18 protein-coding genes are annotated in these 18198 nt (G+C 66.3%); 5 read left to right on the top strand and 13 right to left on the bottom strand.

Annotated elements, in window-relative coordinates; genetic code table 11:
* Positions 1-4: 4 nt before the first annotated feature.
* The 3 genes from H0A72_RS08075 to H0A72_RS08065 all read left to right on the top strand — a co-directional run bounded on the left by H0A72_RS08075 (position 5) and on the right by H0A72_RS08065 (position 3586).
* Positions 5-1354, top strand: a complete 1350-nt coding sequence (locus H0A72_RS08075; RefSeq protein ID WP_180154572.1) for a replication-associated recombination protein A — start codon at positions 5-7, stop codon at positions 1352-1354.
* Positions 1355-1418: 64 nt separating this feature from the next.
* Positions 1419-2771 carry a serine--tRNA ligase gene (gene serS / locus H0A72_RS08070; protein WP_180154571.1) on the top strand — a complete coding sequence of 451 codons (1353 nt, stop codon included), beginning with the start codon at positions 1419-1421 and terminating at the stop codon, positions 2769-2771.
* A 26-nt stretch (positions 2772-2797) separates the two neighbouring features.
* Positions 2798-3586 (top strand): SDR family oxidoreductase, encoded by a 789-nt coding sequence (locus tag H0A72_RS08065; protein ID WP_180154909.1) that lies wholly within the window; start codon positions 2798-2800, stop codon positions 3584-3586.
* 72 nt (positions 3587-3658) lie between these two features.
* On the opposite strand, the gene H0A72_RS08060 is transcribed toward H0A72_RS08065, so the two are convergent.
* The 7 genes from H0A72_RS08060 to H0A72_RS08030 are packed head-to-tail and all read right to left on the bottom strand — an operon-like array spanning position 3659 to position 10089.
* Entirely contained in the window at positions 3659-4558 is a 900-nt protein-coding gene (locus H0A72_RS08060; protein WP_180154570.1) for an alpha/beta fold hydrolase, read from the bottom strand.
* Between the two features lie 12 nt (positions 4559-4570).
* Positions 4571-5455, bottom strand: coding sequence for a polysaccharide deacetylase family protein (locus tag H0A72_RS08055; RefSeq protein ID WP_180154569.1), 885 nt, complete (start codon positions 5453-5455; stop codon positions 4571-4573).
* Between the two features lie 29 nt (positions 5456-5484).
* Positions 5485-6234: an ABC transporter ATP-binding protein gene (locus H0A72_RS08050; protein WP_180154568.1), complete on the bottom strand. Its 750-nt coding sequence runs from the start codon at positions 6232-6234 to the stop codon at positions 5485-5487.
* A 7-nt stretch (positions 6235-6241) separates the two neighbouring features.
* Positions 6242-7033, bottom strand: coding sequence for an ABC transporter permease (locus tag H0A72_RS08045; RefSeq protein ID WP_180154567.1), 792 nt, complete (start codon positions 7031-7033; stop codon positions 6242-6244).
* Positions 7030-8013: an ABC transporter substrate-binding protein gene (locus H0A72_RS08040; protein WP_180154566.1), complete on the bottom strand. Its 984-nt coding sequence runs from the start codon at positions 8011-8013 to the stop codon at positions 7030-7032. Before H0A72_RS08040 ends, H0A72_RS08045 begins: the two co-directional genes overlap by 4 nt.
* Positions 8014-8069: 56 nt before the next feature.
* The gene (locus tag H0A72_RS08035; RefSeq protein ID WP_180154565.1) at positions 8070-8879 is read right to left on the bottom strand and encodes an enoyl-CoA hydratase; all 810 of its coding nucleotides are present in this window, start codon (positions 8877-8879) and stop codon (positions 8070-8072) included.
* A 13-nt stretch (positions 8880-8892) separates the two neighbouring features.
* Positions 8893-10089: a CaiB/BaiF CoA transferase family protein gene (locus H0A72_RS08030; protein WP_180154564.1), complete on the bottom strand. Its 1197-nt coding sequence runs from the start codon at positions 10087-10089 to the stop codon at positions 8893-8895.
* 265 nt (positions 10090-10354) lie between these two features.
* Here H0A72_RS08030 and H0A72_RS08025 point away from each other — a divergent pair, with 265 nt between their 5' ends.
* Positions 10355-11017, top strand: coding sequence for a GntR family transcriptional regulator (locus tag H0A72_RS08025; protein WP_180154563.1), 663 nt, complete (start codon positions 10355-10357; stop codon positions 11015-11017).
* A 47-nt stretch (positions 11018-11064) separates the two neighbouring features.
* On the opposite strand, the gene H0A72_RS08020 is transcribed toward H0A72_RS08025, so the two are convergent.
* From H0A72_RS08020 to H0A72_RS08000, 5 genes are all read right to left on the bottom strand, one after another.
* Positions 11065-11388, bottom strand: a complete 324-nt coding sequence (locus H0A72_RS08020) for a virulence factor (protein ID WP_180154562.1) — start codon at positions 11386-11388, stop codon at positions 11065-11067.
* 191 nt (positions 11389-11579) lie between these two features.
* A complete protein-coding gene (locus H0A72_RS08015; protein WP_180154561.1) occupies positions 11580-11897 on the bottom strand; it encodes an NIPSNAP family protein in 318 nt (105 codons plus the stop codon).
* 5 nt (positions 11898-11902) lie between these two features.
* Positions 11903-12856, bottom strand: coding sequence for a Bug family tripartite tricarboxylate transporter substrate binding protein (locus H0A72_RS08010; protein WP_180154560.1), 954 nt, complete (start codon positions 12854-12856; stop codon positions 11903-11905).
* Positions 12857-12899: 43 nt separating this feature from the next.
* Complete coding sequence (locus tag H0A72_RS08005) at positions 12900-13796, bottom strand: SMP-30/gluconolactonase/LRE family protein (protein WP_218953228.1); 897 nt, start codon at positions 13794-13796, stop codon at positions 12900-12902.
* A 13-nt stretch (positions 13797-13809) separates the two neighbouring features.
* Entirely contained in the window at positions 13810-14541 is a 732-nt protein-coding gene (locus H0A72_RS08000) for an RraA family protein (RefSeq protein WP_180154559.1), read from the bottom strand.
* Positions 14542-14680: 139 nt separating this feature from the next.
* On the opposite strand from H0A72_RS08000, the gene H0A72_RS07995 reads away from it, so the two are divergent.
* A complete protein-coding gene (locus tag H0A72_RS07995; protein ID WP_180154558.1) occupies positions 14681-15472 on the top strand; it encodes an IclR family transcriptional regulator in 792 nt (263 codons plus the stop codon).
* Positions 15473-15486: 14 nt separating this feature from the next.
* Here H0A72_RS07995 and mgtA read toward each other — a convergent pair whose 3' ends face one another.
* Entirely contained in the window at positions 15487-18084 is a 2598-nt protein-coding gene (mgtA, locus tag H0A72_RS07990; RefSeq protein WP_180154557.1) for a magnesium-translocating P-type ATPase, read from the bottom strand.
* Positions 18085-18198 lie beyond the last annotated feature (114 nt).

The following is an 18198-nucleotide window of genomic DNA, read 5'->3' as shown; positions in this document are numbered from 1 at the left end:
GTCCATGGCCGGATCCCAGGACCTCTTCTCCGGCGACCGGGCAAGCGCCCGGCATGCGCCGCTTGCCGAGCGCATGCGCCCGCGCGATCTCTCCGAAGTCGTCGGCCAGTCGCATCTGCTGGGCCCCGGCAAGCCGCTGCGGGTGGCGTTTGAATCGGGCCGCCCGCATTCCATGATCTTCTGGGGGCCGCCCGGCGTGGGCAAGACGACCCTGGCCCGGTTGATGGCCGACGGCTTCGACGCCCAGTTCATCGCCATCTCGGCCGTCCTGGGCGGCGTGAAGGACATACGCGAAGCGGTCCAGGTCGCGCAAGTGGCCCAGGGGCAGGGCCGGCGCACCATCCTGTTCGTCGACGAGGTGCACCGGTTCAACAAGGCGCAGCAGGACGCTTTCCTGCCCTATGTCGAAAGCGGCTTGTTCACCTTCATCGGCGCCACCACCGAGAACCCTTCTTTCGAGGTCAATTCGGCGCTGCTGTCGCGGGCGCGGGTCTACGTGCTGGAACCCTTGTCGGTCGAAGACCTGCTGCAGCTGATCGACCGTGCGGTCGCCATGCTCGGGCGGGACGCCGGCGCCGAAGCGGGCGGTCCGGCGCCGCTGGAATTCGCGCCGGAGGCGCGCGAGCTGTTGGCGCGCTGGGCCGACGGGGACGCCCGGCGCGTCATCAACGCCATCGAGGTCGTGGCGGAATCGGCGCGGGGGGCGGGCCGCACGGTTGTCGACAGCGCATGGCTGGAAAACTCGCTTTCCCAGAACCTGCGCCGTTTCGACAAAGGCGGCGACGCGTTCTATGACCAGATCAGCGCCCTGCACAAATCGGTGCGCGGCTCCGACCCCGACGCGGCCTTGTACTGGTTCGCGCGCATGCTGGACGGCGGCGCGGACCCCCGCTACCTGGCCCGCCGCATCATCCGCATGGCGGTCGAGGACGTCGGGCTGGCCGACCCGCGGGCGACGCAGCTGGCGCTGCACGGGGCCGACATCTATGAGCGGCTGGGCTCGCCGGAGGGCGAGCTGGCGCTGGCGCAAGCCGTGGTGTACCTGGCTTGCGCGGCAAAATCGAACGCGCTGTACATGGCCTACAAACAGGCCAGGCGCTACGCCGAAGAACACGGCAGCGCGCCGGTCCCCATGCATTTGCGCAACGCGCCGACCAAGCTCATGAAGCAAATGGGCCACGGCAGGGAATACCGCTATGCCCACGACGAGCCGCATGGCTATGCGGCGGGCGAGACCTATTTCCCCGAGGGCCTGGGCGCGAACTTTTATCAGCCTACCGACCGCGGCCTTGAAGGTAAAATCGCCGACAAGCTGGCTTTTCTCAGGCAACTGGACGAGCAAGGCAAATCATAGCGATCCGCATGCGCGCCGCGCCATGCCGGCATCTCCGTATCCTTAAACATTCTTTTGGTTAATTATGTTAGATCCCAATCAGTTGCGTAAAGACTTGCCGGCGGTGACCCGGGCGCTGGCCGTGCGCGGCATCGAATTCGACGCCGACCGCTTCAACCAGCTGGAAGCCCGCCGGAAATCCGTCCAGGTGGAGACCGAAGCGCTGCAGGCGCGGCGCAACGCGGTTTCCAAGCTGATTGGCCAATTGAAATCCAAGGGCGAGGACGCCAGCAAGGAAATGGCCGAGTCGCAGCGCATCCCCGCCCGCCTGAAAGAGCTGGAAGCCGAACTGGCGGCCGTGCAGGGGGAACTGAACAGCTGGCTGACCACCATTCCCAACCTGCCGCACGAAAGCGTTCCGGCCGGCAAGGACAGCGACGACAACGTCGAAGTGCGGCGCTGGATTCCCGCCGGCACCGAGGTCGGCCCCGACGGCTGCCCCAAGCCTCTGCCGTTCGAAGTCAAGGACCACGTCAGCCTCGGGGAGCCCATCGGCCTGGATTTCGAGACCGCGCGCAAGCTGTCCGGCTCGCGCTTCATGATGCTGCGGGGCCAACTGGCGCGCCTGCACCGGGCACTGGCCCAGTTCATGCTGGATCTCCAGACCACCGAGCACGGCTACCAGGAATGCTACACGCCCTACATCGTCAATGGCTCGACCCTGTTCGGCACTGGCCAGCTGCCCAAATTCAAGGACGACATGTTCTGGGTGACCAAGGGCGGGCAAGGCCTGGAGCCCGAACTGGACGAGCACGGCAATCCCGTCGAGCACGAAGACCTCTACCTGATCTCCACGTCGGAAATCACGCTGGCCGGGTCGGTGCGCGACACCATCGTGCCCCAGCAAGACCTGCCGCTGAAGCTGACGGCGCACACGCCGTGCTTCCGGTCCGAGGCCGGCAGCGGCGGGCGGGACGTGCGCGGCATGATCCGGCAGCACCAGTTCGACAAGGTGGAAATGGTGCAGGTCGTCGACCCGGCGAAATCCTACGAGGCGCTCGAGGAAATGGTCGGCCACGCGGAAACGGTGCTGCAGCGGCTGGGCCTGCCGTATCGGGTCGTGCTGCTGTGCGGCGGCGACATGGGTTTCGGCGCAACCAAGACCTATGACCTGGAAGTCTGGCTGCCCGCCCAGAATACCTGGCGCGAAATTTCCTCGGTATCGAATTGCGAGGCTTTCCAGGCGCGGCGCATGCAGGCGCGCTATCGGCCCGAAAAGGGCAAGCCGGAGTACCTGCACACCCTGAACGGCTCCGGCCTGGCGGTCGGGCGGGCGCTGGTCGCGGTGCTCGAGAACTACCAGCAGGCGGACGGCAGCGTCGTCGTGCCCGCGGCGCTGCGCCCCTACATGGGCGGCATTGAAAAACTGAACGCATGAACGACACCCAAAGGAGTGGAGACAAGATGGACCTGGAATTGAATGGCAAGGTGGTTCTGATAACCGGCGGCAGCAAAGGCATAGGGCTGGCCTGCGCGCACGCCTTCGCACGCGAAGGAGCGCGGGTCGCGATCGTCTCGCGCAGCGCCGAGAACCTCGAGGCGGCCCGGCGCGAGCTTGAAAGCGCCGGTCACGAGGTCATGGCGCAGCAGGCCAACCTGAGCCAGGCCGACGCCGCCCAGGCGGCCGTCGAGGCGGTGAGCCGCGAACTGGGGCCCATCGACATCCTGGTGAATTCGGCGGGCGCGGCCAAGCGCTATCCGCCCGCCGCCCTCACGCCGCAAGCCTGGCGCGACGCCATGGACGCCAAATACTTTCCCTACATCAACGCCATGGACGCCGTCATCAAGCGCATGGCCGAACGGGGCAAGGGCGCCATCGTGAACATCATCGGCACGGGCGGCAAGGTGCCCAAGCCCATCCATCTGCCGGGCGGCGCCGCCAATGCGGCGCTGATGCTGGTCTCGTCGGGCCTGGCCAACGCCTTCGGCCCGCAGGGCATACGCGTGAACGCCATCAACCCCGGGTCCACCCTCACCGGCAGGGTGCAGGGCTCGCTGGACGCCGAGGCGGAGCGGTCGGGCAGGTCGGCGGAAGACGTGCTCAAGGCGATGGAACAGCATCTGCCGCTGGGCCGCCTGGCACGCCCCGACGAAATCGCCAACACCGCGCTGTTCCTGGCGTCCGAACGGGCCAGCTACGTCAATGGCGCTTTGGTGGCGATGGACGGCGCGATGTATCCCATGGTTTGCTGAAGCGGCCGCGGGCCGCCCGGCCCGCGCGCTTCGGCTGGCGGGCGGCCGGCGTATTGCGCGCCGGCCATGGCGTCACGGCCGTGGCCGTGGGTCGGCCGCGACTTTCATGATTTCCTGAGTGGCGCGCGGGTCCCGGGCCGTCCAGCGCCCCGCTTCCACGCTGTGCAGGAAATCCAGAACCGCCCGGTTGAACAGGTCCGGCTCTTCCAGGTTGATCGTATGGCCGGTCTTGGGCAGGACCAGCAGGCCGCTGCGGGGCAGGGTCCGTTTCAGGAACAGGGACGGCTGCAGGCAATGGTCGTCTTCATCGCCGGTCATGATCAGGGCCGGCACATCGAGGCCTTGCAGGGCTTCCTGCAGCGTATACAGGGAAGGGCGGCGCGCCTGCACGCCGCGCATGGTGCGCGCGGCGCCCGCCGCGTCGTGCTGCGACAGATGCTCGACGAACTCGGCCCAGCCGCGCGGGTCCTTGTTCTGCAGCTGCACGCGGGAAGCCCCTTCGGCATAGATGGGAGCGAACCCCGGGCTGCCGAGCGCCTCGAACTGGTCGGCGACCTGGTGGGAAAGGCGGCGGAAGGTGTCCGCATGCTCGGCCTCGGAGCCATAGCCGACGCCGGCGATGGTCAGGGAAAGGGCGCGTTCGGGAAACATCAGCCCGAAGTGCAGGGCGGCGAAACCGCCCATGGACAAGCCCACGACATGGGCGCGCTCGATCCGCAGGGCGTCCAGCACGCAGCCGATGTCGCGGGCGGCCCTGGCTTGCGAGTAATCGTCCATGCTCGCCGGCACGCCGGAAGGCGGATAGCCCCGCGCGGCATAGGCGATGCAGCGGTAGCGCCGGGAAAAGAACCGCACTTGGGCTTCCCAGCTGCGGTGGTCGCCCGCGAACTCGTGCACCCAGATGATGGGCGCGCCTTGCCCGGTGGCTTCATAGTAAAGCTGTACGTGGTCGTCGGTCTGTATGTGGGGCATGGGGCCTCGCGGTCAGGCGTCGGGTTCGGGGGCGGGTTCCTGCGCGCGGTACCAGTCGGCGATCTGGCCGCCCGTCATGAAGCAGACATGCTGGCTTCTGAGCAGCAGGTCGAGCATTTCCTCGAAATAGCCGTAGCGGTGCGGCACGCCGATCAGGTGCGGGTGCAGGCCCAGGGCCAGCACCCGCGGCTGCTCTTCCGATTCGCGCTCGAACAGGCTCAGGGTTCGCTGCAGCCGCAGCAGGAACTCGTCGGACGAATGCTTTTCGATGGCGTAGATGATGGAGTCGTTCAGCTCCAGGTTGTAGGGCATCTGCATCAGGCTGCCGCGCTTGACGCGCATCCAGTTCGGCAGGTCGTCGACCACCCAGTCGCAGACGTATTCCACGCCGGCCTCCACCAGCAGCTCGGGCGTGTCGAAGGTTTCGCGCAGGCCCGGGCTCAGCCAGCCGCGGGGCCGGACGCCGGTGAAGGACTGGATTTTTTCCAGCGACTGGAAGATGTTGTCGGCTTCGTCCTCGCCGAAGTTCAGCGACTTCTGGTGCAGGCCGTGCCCGATGAATTCCCAGCCGGCCTCCAGCATCGCTTCCGCGGCGGCGGGGTAGGCGTCTATGACGCTGGCATTGAAGCTGGTGGAAGCCGGCAGGCCCCGCTGGACGATGGCGTCGAGGATCCGGGGCAGCCCGGCGCGCATGCCGTAGTCGGCCCAGCTGAAATTGGGCACGTCGGGTATCGTTTCCTTGCCGTGGGGAGGAGTGATGATGCTGCGCGGCATGGCTTGGTCAAAGCGCCAGTTTTCCACGTTGACCACGAGATGCACCATGATGCGCCCGGCTTCGGGCGGGGTGAGCTTGGGCCGGCGTGTGGACAGGCGGTAGGGAATGCGTGGGTTGGCCATAGTCGTTTCCGGTGAGTTGAATGGCGCGGTCAGTGCCGGATCTGCCTGAGGATTTCGCGCTTCAGTTCGTTGAACGCCGCGGTCGTGGTGTCTTCGATCGTCCTGGGGCGCTCGATCGGCACGTCGATGCGGGTCTGGATGCGGCCGGGGCGGGCGCTCATGACGTAGATGGTGTCGGCCAGCAGAATGGCTTCGTCGATGTCGTGGGTCACGAACAGGACGGTGGTGCGCAGCTTGCTCCATACGGACAGCAATAGTTCCTGCATGGTGAGCCGGGTCTGGGCGTCCAGCGCGCCGAAGGGCTCGTCCATCAGCAGGACCCGCGAACCCAGCGTCAGGACCCGGGCGATGCCGACCCGCTGGCGCATCCCGCCGGACAGCTGGACCGGGAGGTGGTCCAGGAAGCCGGACAGGCCGGTGATTTCCAGCATTTCCCTGGCGCGCGGCTCGTATTCGCTTTTTTTCGCGCCCGCCACCTGCGGGCCGAAGATGACGTTCTCCCAGACGGTGAGCCACGGAAAGAGCGCGGCCTCCTGGAAGACGACCCCGCGGTCGGGGCCGGGCCGGCTGACGGCGCGCTGGTTCACGAGCAGGGTGCCAGACGAGCTCCGCTCGAAGCCCGCGATCAGGTTCAACAGGGTGGATTTGCCGCAGCCCGACGGGCCCAGCAAGGCCACGAACTCGCCCGGCTGGATTTCCAGGTCGATGTTGTCCAGGGCCTGGACCGGCGTCGCCCCCGGATAAGTCTTGTATACCTGGCTGATTGAAATTCCCGACATGATTTCCTCAGTGACTTTGAAGCATGCGCCAGACCAGCACCCGGCGCTCTATCAGCACGATCAGGCGATCGCTGATGTATCCCATGATGCCGATGGACACCATGTCGGCCAGCACGATGTCCATGCGGCCTACATAATAGGCGTCCCAGAGCACGTAGCCCAGCCCCGATTTGACGGCGACCATTTCCGAGACGATCACGGCGGTCCAGGACACGCCCAGACCCAGGCGCAGCCCGGTGAACAGCGACGGCATCGCCGAGGGCAGGACGACGCGGCGCAGCAGCTGGGTGGGCGACGCGCCCATCATGGCGGCGGCGCGCACGAGGTTGCGCTCGACGTCCCGGGCGCCCTGCGTGGTGTTGACGACGATGGGATAGAAGCCGCCCAGGAAGATCAGGAAGACGGATCCGAAGTCGTGTATGCCGAACAGGGCGATGGAAAAGGGCAGCCAGGCGGTGATCGGTATGGGGCGCATGCCCTGTACCATGGGATCCAGCATGAGCGCCGCCGTGCGGTTCCAGCCTATCGCCAGGCCCAGCGGCACGCCCAGCAGGACCGCCAGGAGAAAGCCCTGGCCGACCCGCATGGCGGAATACTGCACGTTGCTCGCCCAGGTGCCCAGGTAGGGGTTCAGCCCCATGCCCGGATCGGCGAAGATCCAGTCCCACCAGGCATACGCCACGTTGACCGGGGTCGGGACGACCCCGGCCATGCCGGCGCTTTGGCCCAGCAACTGCCAAAGCGCCAGGAGTGCGATGGGTACGACGACGCCGAGCGCAAGCCGCCTTCTGGCATTCATTTCTTCATTACCTCATCCAGCAGGGATTGGTCCCACACCGTCGAAATCTGTCCGCTGGTGTCTTTGGGGATGACGCCCAATTCGTTGAAGACCTTGGCCTGGCGCTTCAGCTGTTCCAGGTCGAGCACGCCGCCCAGCTTGATGATCTTCACCGATTCACGCGTGACCTCCGGTGGCAGGCCGGTGTATTTGGTGTAGGCCTGCGCGAATGCCTCGGGGTCCCGGGCGAGCCGCTCTTCCGCGTTCTTGTAGGACCACAGGAAGCACTTCAGGGCGTCCCGCTTGTTCTTCATGGCATCGCGCGTGGCGGCCAGCAGGCCCAGTTCGGCGCCCACCGCCTTGGACCGGCTGTAGTCCATGGTGTCGGCGAAATAACCTATGCCGTTGGCCACCGCCTGGGATTCGAACGGCTCCCACAGCGCGACGGCGTCCACGTCGCCCCGTTCCAGCGCCTGCACGAAGGCGGTGCCGCCGCCTTGTATGTTGACGGCGGTGAAGGACTTGTAGGGTATGCCTTTTTCGGCCAGCGTCGCCGCCCATTGGAACCAGACGGCCGAGCCGGGGGCGATGCCGATTTTCTTGCCCGCGATGTCTTTCCAGTCGCGGATCTCGACGCCTTTGCGCACGACCAGGTACTTGGCCGACGACGCGACGCCGGTCAGCCCCACGATCTTGTCGCTGCCCTGCGCCAAGGCGATGGCCAGGTCCGCCGGCCCGATGCCGGCGACGTCGACCGAGCCGGACAGCAGCGCGGTGCGGGCGTCGGCATAGCGCACGAATTCCGCCGTCTTGACCTCCACGTTGCATTGCTTGAGGTCCTCGGGCACGAAGATGATGGGCGAAAGATGGCCCACCTTCACGTTGCCCACGGTCAGGGTCTGCCTTTCCTTTGCCGGTTCGGGCCGGGGGCCGACGGCCAGGCTGGCGGTGGCGAAGGCCGCCAGCGCCGCGCCGAGTGCGATTCTGTGTAGCGTGTTCATGATGTCTCCTGGTGAGGTCAGCGTGTTCGTTTGTGTGGTGGTGCTGCTGAGTACAACTAGGTGCCGCTGAATCGGGGGGGGCGCCTGCTCTGGAATGCCAGCCGCCCCTCCTGGTAGTCCTTGCTGTCGAAACAGTCCTGGACAGCCTGGTCGACGGCGGTTTCGTCTTGCGCGGCGGGGTCGCCGACGGCGTGCCGGATGGCCAGCTTCGCGGCGCGGATCGTCAGCGGGGCGTTGGCGGCGATTGCGCCCGCCAGCGCGGCGATCTCGTCCGCGAAGACGGCGCCGGGGAAGCTTTGGTGGACCATGCCTATGCGCTCCGCTTCGGTTCCGTTGAAATCCCTGGCCGTGAAGAACATCTCGGCCGTTCTCGCCGCCCCCAGCATCTGGACGGCCCGGCGAATGCCCGCTCGGTCGTAGCCCAGCCCCAGCTTGGCGGCGGGCATGCGAAAGCGCGAATCGTCGGTGCAATACCTGAGGTCGCACGCCAGCGCCAGCCCGATCCCGCCGCCCATGCAGACGCCGCGTATGGCGGCCACCACCGGCTTGGCGCATCGGCTCAGCGCTTCCTGGGCGTGATCGACCGCGATGCCGTAGGCCCGCACCTGTTCCGTGGAGCTGCGCAGGCTGTCGAATTCCGAAATATCGGCGCCGGACACGAAGGCCCGGTCGCCGTCGCCCTGCAGCATCAGCACGCGGACCGCGGGGTCTTGCTCGGCCTGCCGCGCCAGTTGGGCCAGTTGCCGCCACATGGCGAGGGACATGGCGTTGTAGCGCCCCGGATTGCTGATCGTGATGCGGCCGACGCCGCCGAGGACCTCTAGTGTGAGCTTGCCGGCGGGCTGGTCTTTCTGGGTCTGCGCCATTCTTCCGCCTCCGTCAGACTACGCCTGTTTCGTGGAAACGCGCAATGGTGGAATCATCGTAGCCGGCTTCGCGCAGGATTTCATCGGTGTGTTCGCCCCAGCCCGGCGCGGTCCGAGCCAGGTCGGCGGGCGTGCGCGCCAGGGTGACCGGCTGGGTGATGAAGCTGCGTTCGCCCCCTTGCCATGCGGGGAGGGTCCTGGCCACGCCCAGGTGCCGCACCTGCGGGTCCTGGAACATCTGGGGAACGGTGTAGACCGGGCCGGCGGGCACGCCCGCGTCGTTCAGCAGCGTCACCCAGTGCTCGACGCCATGCTCGCGGAAAACGCCCTGGATCATGTCGTTCAGGCGGGTCCGGTTCTTCACGCGCAGCTTTTCCGTGGCGAAATCGGGGTCGTCCAGCCACTCGGGCCGGCCTATGGCGGCGCAGAAACGGTGCCAGTTGCCCTCGCCCGACGCGCCCAGGTTGAATTGCCCGTCGGACGCGGTGAACAGGCCCATGGGGCTGCTGGTGGGATGGTCGTTGCCGGCCTGCACGGGCACGTCGCCATCGTTCAGATAGCGGGCGCCCTGGAAGTCCATCATGGCGATCTGGGAGTGCAGCAACGAGGCATGGACCCATTGCCCCTTGCCCGATCGCTCGCGTTCGAGCAGGGCCGTGAGTATCCCGATGGCGGTGTAAAGGCCGGTGCTGGAATCGGCGACCGCCAGGCCGGCGCGCACGGGGCCTTGCCCCGGCAGCCCGGTCACTGACATCAGCCCGCCCATGCCTTGCACGATCTGGTCGAAGCCCGGCCGCTTGGCATAGGGGCCGGTCTGGCCGAAGCCCGATATGCTGGCGAGTATGATGCGCGGGTTGACGAGGGCGAGCGATTCATAGTCCAGGCCCAGCCGGGTCTTGACGTCCGGCCGCCAGTTCTCGACCACGACGTCGGCATCGGCCACCAGCTTCTTCAGGACCCGCATGCCGTCCTCTTTCTTCAGGTTCAGCGTAAGCGAGCGCTTGTTCCGATTGAGATTCTGGAAATCGCCGCTCCAGCGGTCGGCGGCGAACATGGCTTCGTTCGGATCCACGCCGGGCGGAGGCTCTATCCGTATCACGTCGGCCCCGAAATCGGCGAGTATGCGCACGCAAGTGGGGCCGGCGCGGACTCTGGAAAGGTCCAGGACGCGGAAACGCTGCAGGGCGGAAGAAGCATGGATGCTGGGCATGGCTGCTCGATTCGTATGTGGAAGGCGCCGGCATGGCGCGCCGGCATGGGATGGCGCCGGCGGCTGATGTATTAATTCAGCCCATAAATATATTTATAACCGCTAGACAAAATAATACATATTGCTTTAAATACTTATTGATGCGGATGAAAATACATATTAGAGTGCGCGTTTTGCCGTGCGAGCGCAGAGCCCCATCGCGGGCCGGCCGGCGCGCCTCGCCGTGCCGGCTGTGGAAACTCCGCTGTTTTATATAATGGCGCCCATGAAGATCAGTGAAAAAATCCGGCAACACATCGAAGACGAAATCAGGGCGGGTGTCTTGCTGCCCGGCGACGTCATCGACGAACACGATCTCGCCCGGCGTTTCGAGGCCTCCCGTACGCCCGTGCGGGAGGCCCTGATCCAGCTGGAAGCGCAGAACATGCTCATCAGCCAGCCGCGCCAGGGCATGGTGGTGGCGAAAATGGACGTCAAGCAGTTGCTGGCCATCTGGGAGCTGCTGGTGGAAATGGAAGCGGTGTGCGCCAAGCTGGCATGCGAGCGCATGACGCCCGAAGAACGCGAGCAATTGGCGCAAATCCACGCCGACGGCCAGAAAATCGTCGACGCCGACGACATCGACGGCTGGCGCAAGGCCAACCATGCTTTCCACGACGCCTTGTACCTGGGCTCGCGCAACCCTTATCTGCGCCAGGAAATCCTTCGCCTGCGAGCCAGAACGGGCGCCTATCTGCGGCATGCGTTCAGCGCCCTGGGGCGCTTGCAGTCTTCGCAGGAACAGCACGCAAAGATCCTGGACGCCATCCAGAAGCGCGATGCCGCCCGCGCCCATGCGCTGATGCTGGAACACATCAGCCTGGATCAGGGCGCGCGGGGCCTGACGGACTTCATCATCAACCTGCCGAGCTCTTTGCTGAACTCATGAAAACGGGACCTCGATAGGCCCCGTCGCGCACGGCTTGCCGGCCAGGTTCAGCGGCCGTGGCCGCGATGGTGATGGTGCTTGTGCGGGCCCTTGAAATGCTTGTCGTAGTGCCTGGGGCCGCGGAAGTCGTGCCGGTAATAGCGGCCGGAACGGTACACGGGCACGGGCTGATAGATGCGTTCCGGGATCACCACCACGCGCGGCCGTTCCACATAGCGCACGGGCGGCGGGTAATAGTAGTAGTCGGGCTGTGTATAGATCACGCCGGGTATGCCTATGGAAATGTCCACGTCCACGCCGCCCCGCGCCGTGGCGGCACCGGAAGCCAGCACGGCCAGCATGGCGGCCCCGGCCAGGAATATTCGTTTCATGGAAGCACCTTTCTGATCTCATACGAATGGCCTATTGTCGCCCATCAGAAGTTTCAGAATGGTTAGGCCGGGCGCTGAAAGCGCGTCAAAACGTTTCAGAAGGCGCGCATTCCGGCGCGCCGCTTACCTTCCTTTACGCCGGCCGATGCGCCGCCCGGCCGGCGCCGCCTGCCTTTCAGCGTTGACCGGCCCTAGACGTGATGAGGACAGAAGCGCGTGTCGCGCATGATCTTCACTTCCTGCGCAACAAAGGTGCCCGCGTTCATCCGCTTGAATTCATGCCAGGCCGGGTCGGCCTCCAGGGCGGCGCGCCGCCTTTCGCGGTCGGCCATGTCGTCGTAGACCCAGATGTGGAGCACCTGGTTCAAAGGGCCGACGTCGCTGACGAAAAAGCCCAGCAGGCGCCCAAGGTGCTTCTTCTGCAGCGGCAAGGCGTACCGTTCGTAGCGCTCGAGGTAGCTGTCCATTTTGCCGTGCGCCACGGTATAGCTGCGGTGTTCGAATATCATGCGCGTCAGTCCGTATGGATGTTGGCTTCCTTGAGCCACGGCAGCCATTGGGCGAAGTCGCGGTCCAGGCGGGCCTGGAAGGCGTCCGCGCCCTGGGGGTTGCTGAATCCGGCCTTGGCGAGCTTGTCGGCGATGTCGGGTTCGCGCACGACCTTGGCCAATGCGGCTTCGAGCGTGTTCCGGACCGCGTCCGGCGTCTTGGCGGGAACGAGAACGCCATACCAGTTCGTCATTTGCAAGGCGGGCATCCCGGCTTCTTTGGCGGTGGGAATGTCGGGCAGCAGGGCCGAGCGCGTGGTGTCGTAGATGACCAGGCCCTTGATGCGGCCTTCCTTGATGTAAGGCTGCAGGACGGGCACGTCGGCGTTGACCAGGTCGACGTCGCCCGCGATCAGCGCCACGAGCGCGGGCGCGGCGCCGCGATAGGGGACATGGGTCAAGGGGATGTCGGCCGCCTTGCGCAGCAGCTCGGCGCCCACGTGCATGGTCCCGCCTACGCCCGTGGATCCATAGTTCAGGCCGTCGGGGCTGGATTTCGCCTTGCCGATGAGTTCGCCCAGGGTGTTGACGCCGAGCTTGGGCGACACCGCCAGCATGGTCTGCACCTCGCCAAGCAGGTATACCGCCTTGAGCGCCGTGCGCGGATCGTAGGGCAGGTTGCTGCGCGTGCCCGTGGACAGGATCAGGCTGGAGGTGGACAGCAGGATGGTATTGCCGTCGGGCGGCGCTTCGGCCACCAGGTGCGCGCCTATGGTTCCGCCGGCTCCGCCCTTGTTTTCGACGACCACCGTCTTGCCGAGCTTTTCGCCCAGGCTAGGGGCGATGATGCGCGCGATCAGGTCGGTCGGACCGCCCGCGGAAAACGGCACGATCATTCTTACGGCATCGGCGGCGAAGCCGGCGGAGGGCAGGGCGAGCGCGCCGACCAGCGCGGCGCACGTGGCGAGTTTTTTGAGCATGGTCGTCTCCTGGTTGTTATGGGTGTCAGCATGGATGGTGTCGTCAAGATGCGAACCTGGGTTCGGGCAGCCCGCGCACGCCCACGTCCAGCGCCAGGAGCGCGCCCGCCAGCGGTTCCCTGGCCTGCTGTTCGGGCGTGAATCGTTGCGAGTGCGACGTGATGTACAGCGTGGACAGGTCGTCGCCGCCGAAGGCCGGACAGGTGGGATTGGTGACCGGCAGCTGGATGCAGCGGTCCACCCGGCCGTCGGGCGCAAGGCGCACGAGGTGGCCGGCGGCGACCATGCAGTTCCAGACATAGCCTTCGGCATCGACGGTCGCCCCGTCCGGGCGCCCGGCCTGGTGGGTCCAGTCCTTGAAGACGCGCCGATTGGAGATGGCGCCGTCGTCGATGTCGTAGTCGAAGGCCCAGATCACCTGGCGGTGGGTGTCGGCGAAATACATGGTCTTGTCGTCGGGGCTCCAGGAAATGGCATTGGGCAGCACGAAGCCGCTCAGCATGCGGTGGCAGCCGAGGTCGGGGTCGAGCCGGTAGAGCGTGCCCAGGGGTTCGCGCAAGGTGTCGTGCATGCTGCCGCACCAGAAGCGGCCGCGCCGGTCGCACTTGCCGTCGTTCAGGCGCATGCCGGGCCGGTTTTCTTCGGGGTTGGCGATGAGCGTGGCCGGCGTGCCGGCGGCCGGATCGTAATAATGGAAGCCCGTTTGCGCCGCCAGCACGAAGCCGCCTGATTCGCGCAGGGCGATCGCCCCGGTGACCAGGTCGGGATGCAGGCGCAGCGCCGCGTGCCGCCCGGTGGACGGCTCGTAGTATTGCAATGCCGGGCGCCGGACGTCTATCCACCACAGCCGCCGGCTGCGGGCGCACCACAGCGGGACCTCCCCGAGGATGTCGGCGGCGCGCACCACGGCATGGATTTCCACATTCGTTTCTATGTTCATGTCTGCGCCCGGATCATTTGTACTTGGTTGCGGCGAGCGTGGCCAGGTCGATGCCGGCCGCGATGTCCGCCTTTTGCCGCGCATCGCCGGCGTCGATTCTTTCCGCCTCGGCCAGCACGCGCTCGGCCTGCTCGTAGGGAATGAACACGACGCCGGCCTCGTCCGCGGCGACCAGGTCGCCCGCCTGGACCACCACGCCCGATATGCGGACCTGGCCATTGATTTCGACGGTCTGCAAACGCCACTTGCCCGTAATGGGCGTGACCCCTTTCGCCCAGATCGGGAAGCCGAGCTCCCGCGACGCGCCGGGGTCGCGGAAGGAGCCGTCGATGACGGCGCCGGCGCATTGCGCCCGGCGCGCCACCGTGGCGGACTGGCCGCCCATGTTGGATACGCCGGTCAGGCCTTCTATGACGACCACGTCGCCCGGATCGGCCAGGTTGTAGGCCTCGTGTTCGGCCATTTTGCCGATGCCGGCTTCGGCGCATGCCCAGGCGTCTTCTTCGCGCTCGACGTTCCGCACCGTTACCGCCTGGCCGACGATGCGCGCCTGCGGCAGGCTGGGCGCCAGGACGGCGGCGGGAATGGCGCCATGCAGCTTCAGTCTGTCCATGGCGTCGGAAAGCGCGCCAGTGAGGTCGCCCAGGCGCGCGTAGCGCTGGAGGATGCCCGGCGCAAGCCGTGGGAGCTCCATGCGGCGGATTGCCTGGGCGGTTATGCGCCCGGTGAGTTTGCGTGTGGTCATGGGCCGCCTCTCCAGTTTGATTGAATATTATCCTGATATATGGGTTTTATCAATAATCCTGTTATATGAGATTTTATTTGAAGTTGATGGCGGCGTCGAGGCGCCTTGCGGTCTGCGATCCAGGCTATACAATCCGCGCATGACGAATAAGGCAAAAGAGGCCGCTTCCAGCCTGGCCCGCGCGCTGGACATCCTGGCGCTGTTCACGATGGACACCCCCTTGCTGACGGCCGAGGACATCGCGTCGCGCCTGGGATACACCCGCTCCACGGCGTACCGCTACATCAAGGAGTTGAGCGGCGCCGGTCTGATCGCGGCCGCGACCGGCGCGGCATACAGCCTGGGGCCGCGCATCGTCGAGCTCGAACGCATGCTGGCCCTGACGGACCCTTTGTACCGGGCCGGCGCCGCCGTGCTGGCCGGCCAGGAATGCGACAACCACGCCTTGCTGCTGCACAATCTGTATCAGGACAAGGTACTGTGCATATACAAGGTCGGGCCCGACGTGCTGCAGCATGGAGACCAGCAGGTCGTCATACTGAGGGCCAGGGGCATCCCTTTTTCGCTTTTCCAGGGGGCGGCGTCGCTGGCCATGCTGGCATACCTGTCGCCGCACCGCATACGCCAGACCTATCTCAGGAACGAACTGGCGATCAAGCAGGCCGGGCTCGGGCAGAACTGGGACGAATTCCGGCGGAAGATGTCGACAATACGGCGGACGGGATACGCCACCAGCCGGGGCCAGATCACGCCCATGGTCATGGGCGTGGCCGTGCCCATCCTGCTGCCCGGCGATCAGCGCCTGGTCGGCAGCCTGGCAAGCACCCACCTGAGCGCCGCCATGCCCCCAGAGAACGAAGCCGAGTGCGCGCGGGGGCTACATGCGCTGGCCGCGAGCATCGCGCAGGAATACTTGAACGTGGCGCAGTGAAAGCCGGCGGCAGCCTAGCTTTCTTTGCGGGAGGCGGGGCGGCGGCGCCCGGCATGCCGCCTTTCACGGGCGAAGAACCAGCGCTTCGTCGCCTCTGAGGCAGCGAGATAGGCCGCCGTGATCGCAATCAAGCCGGCCATGATCGGCACGGGCAGCGGCACGAAGCCCAGCCATCCCGCGCCCGGGAGATAGGGAATCGCGATGGCGAGCACGCCCGCCGCCAGCGTCAGCCAGGCCAGCAGGCCGCTAGGACGGCTTTTCCAGAACGGCTTGCGGGTGCGCACGATCATCACGATGGCAAGCTCGGTGATCAGCGATTCGACGAACCATGCGGTCTGAAAGACGTGCGCGGTCGTTCCCGCGACCAGGATGAGGAACGCGAAGGTGACGAAGTCGAACACGGAGCTGACGAGGCCGAAGGCAACCATGAAGCGGCGCACGTAGCCGATGTCCCAGTGGCGCGGGGCGCGTGTCTGTTCGGCATCCACGTTGTCCGTCGCGATGGCCATCGACGGCGCGTCCGACAGAAGATTGTTGAGCAGGATCTGGGGCGCGAGCAGCGGCAGGAAGGGCAGGAAAAGCGATGCGAGGGCCATCGAGACCATGTTGCCGAAGTTGGCGCTGGTGGTGATGGCGATGTATTTCATCGTGTTGGTGAAGGTCGCGCGGCCGTCGTCCACGCCACGCAGCACCACGCCGAGGTCGCGCTGGAGAAGAATCATGTCGGCGGCCTCGCGCGCCACGTCCACCGCGCCGTCGACCGAGATTCCGACATCTGCCTCGTGCAGCGCGGGGGCGTCGTTGATGCCGTCGCCCAGATAGCCCACGACATGGCCGCGCCGGCGCAGCGCGGCGATGATGCGCTCCTTCTGGTTGGGGTCGATCTCGGCGAAGATGTCGATCTCGGCCGCGCGGGCGAACAGCGCCTCTTTGGTCATCTTGGACAGCTCGCCGCCGGTCAGAACGTTGCGCCGCGGCAGGCCGATCGCTTCCGCAAGATGCTGCGCGACGTAACGGTTGTCGCCGGAGATCATCTTCACCTTGATTCCGCGCGCGGCGAATGCCTTCAGGGTTTCGGCCATGCCGGGCTTGGGCGGGTCGAAGAACAGCAGGAATCCGGCGAAAGCGAGGTCCGCCTCGTCCTCGCGGCCATAGGCGGCCTTGCGCGGAAATCGGCGCACCGCGACGCCGAGAACGCGGTAGCCTTCCGTGCTCCAGCACCGCATCCTGTCGTCGATGGCTTTTGCCTGGTCTTCGTCCAGGGGACGCGTGCTCGTTCCATCGAAGACCATGGAGCAGGCGTCGACGACGTTCTGCACCGCGCCCTTGCAGATCAACAGGTCGTCGCTTTGCCCTTCCCGCCTGACGACGACGGACAGGCGCTTGCGGATGAAGTCGTAGGGGATTTCTTCGGCCTTGATGTAAGGCGCCAGGTCGTCGTGGTCGCGCCGGCCGGCCACGATCGCTTCGTCGAGAGGGTTGGCCATCCCGGTCTGCAAGCTGGCGTTGAGCAGCGCCCACACTCGCAGCTGCTCGGAAGCCGCGCCGTCCGGGTCCATGCAGGCATCGAGGCGGATGGCGCCTTCGGTGAGCGTGCCGGTCTTGTCGGTGCACAGGAGGTCCATGCTGCCCAGGTTCTCGATGGCGTCGAGGCGGCGCACGACGACCCCGCCCGACGCCATGGCGCGCGCGCCGCGCGCCAGCGTGACGCTGATGATCGCCGGCAGCAGCTCCGGCGTCAGTCCCACCGCCAAGGCCAGCGAGAAGAGCAGCGAGTCGATTGCCGGCCGCTCCAGCAGGAGGTTGGCGAAGAAGACCACGATGACGATGGCCAGCATGACTTCGGTCATCAGGTAGCCGAAGCGGCGTATGCCCCGGTTGAACTCCGTCTCCGGCACGGCGCGCCCGATGGTGGCGGCGATCGAGGCGTACTCGGTGCCCCCGCCGGTGCGCACGGCCAGCATCTTGGCCGTGCCGCTGCGCACCGACGTGCCGGTGAAGACGGCATTGCCGCGCGCGCCGAGCCGGGCGTCCGGCGCGGACACGCCGGGCGCCTTCACGACGGGAAAGGTCTCGCCGGTCAGGGCGGATTCGCTGACATTGAGGTCGCGCGCCTGCAGCAGCACGCCGTCGGCGGGGATCAGGTTTCCGGCCGAAAGCAGGATGACGTCGCCCGGCACGATGTCTTCGACGGCGATCGGTGTTTCCTTTCCGTCGCGCAGCACGGACGCCTTGCGCGCGATGCGCGCCGTCAGGGCTTCCATCGCCCGGGAGGCGCCGTATTCCTGGGTGAACGACAGCGCGCAGCTCGCCAGCACGATGACGGCGATGATGAGCGCTTCGCTGCCCTCGCCGACGAAGGCCGAGACGGCGGCGGCGAAGACGAGTATGAGGACGAGCGGGCTGCGAAACTGCCGCGCAAAGGCGGCGATGGCCGGATGGCCGCCTGTTCCGCTGATCGTGTTGCGGCCGGCCATGCGCAATTGCGCCGCCGCTGCCGCAGAGGACAGGCCGTCAGGCGTCGAGCCGAGTTCCGCCAGGAGCTCGTCGGCGGGCATCGCCCAATAGGCGTCGGCGCCATCGGCGGGACGGGGGACCAGGCTGCGCTTCATGCGATTCTCCTGCCGTGGCGATCGAGCCCGACACGGGTTTCCGGAGTAGGAAAGACTACCATGCCGCGTCGATGTGGCGGTAGGGGAGGCGGGCTGCATCCGCTAGGCTATGTG

Origin of the sequence: Parapusillimonas granuli (assembly GCF_013416525.1) — a bacterium.
GTDB lineage: Bacteria > Pseudomonadota > Gammaproteobacteria > Burkholderiales > Burkholderiaceae_B > Parapusillimonas > Parapusillimonas granuli.
This window is presented reverse-complemented; position numbering and strand designations above follow the sequence as displayed.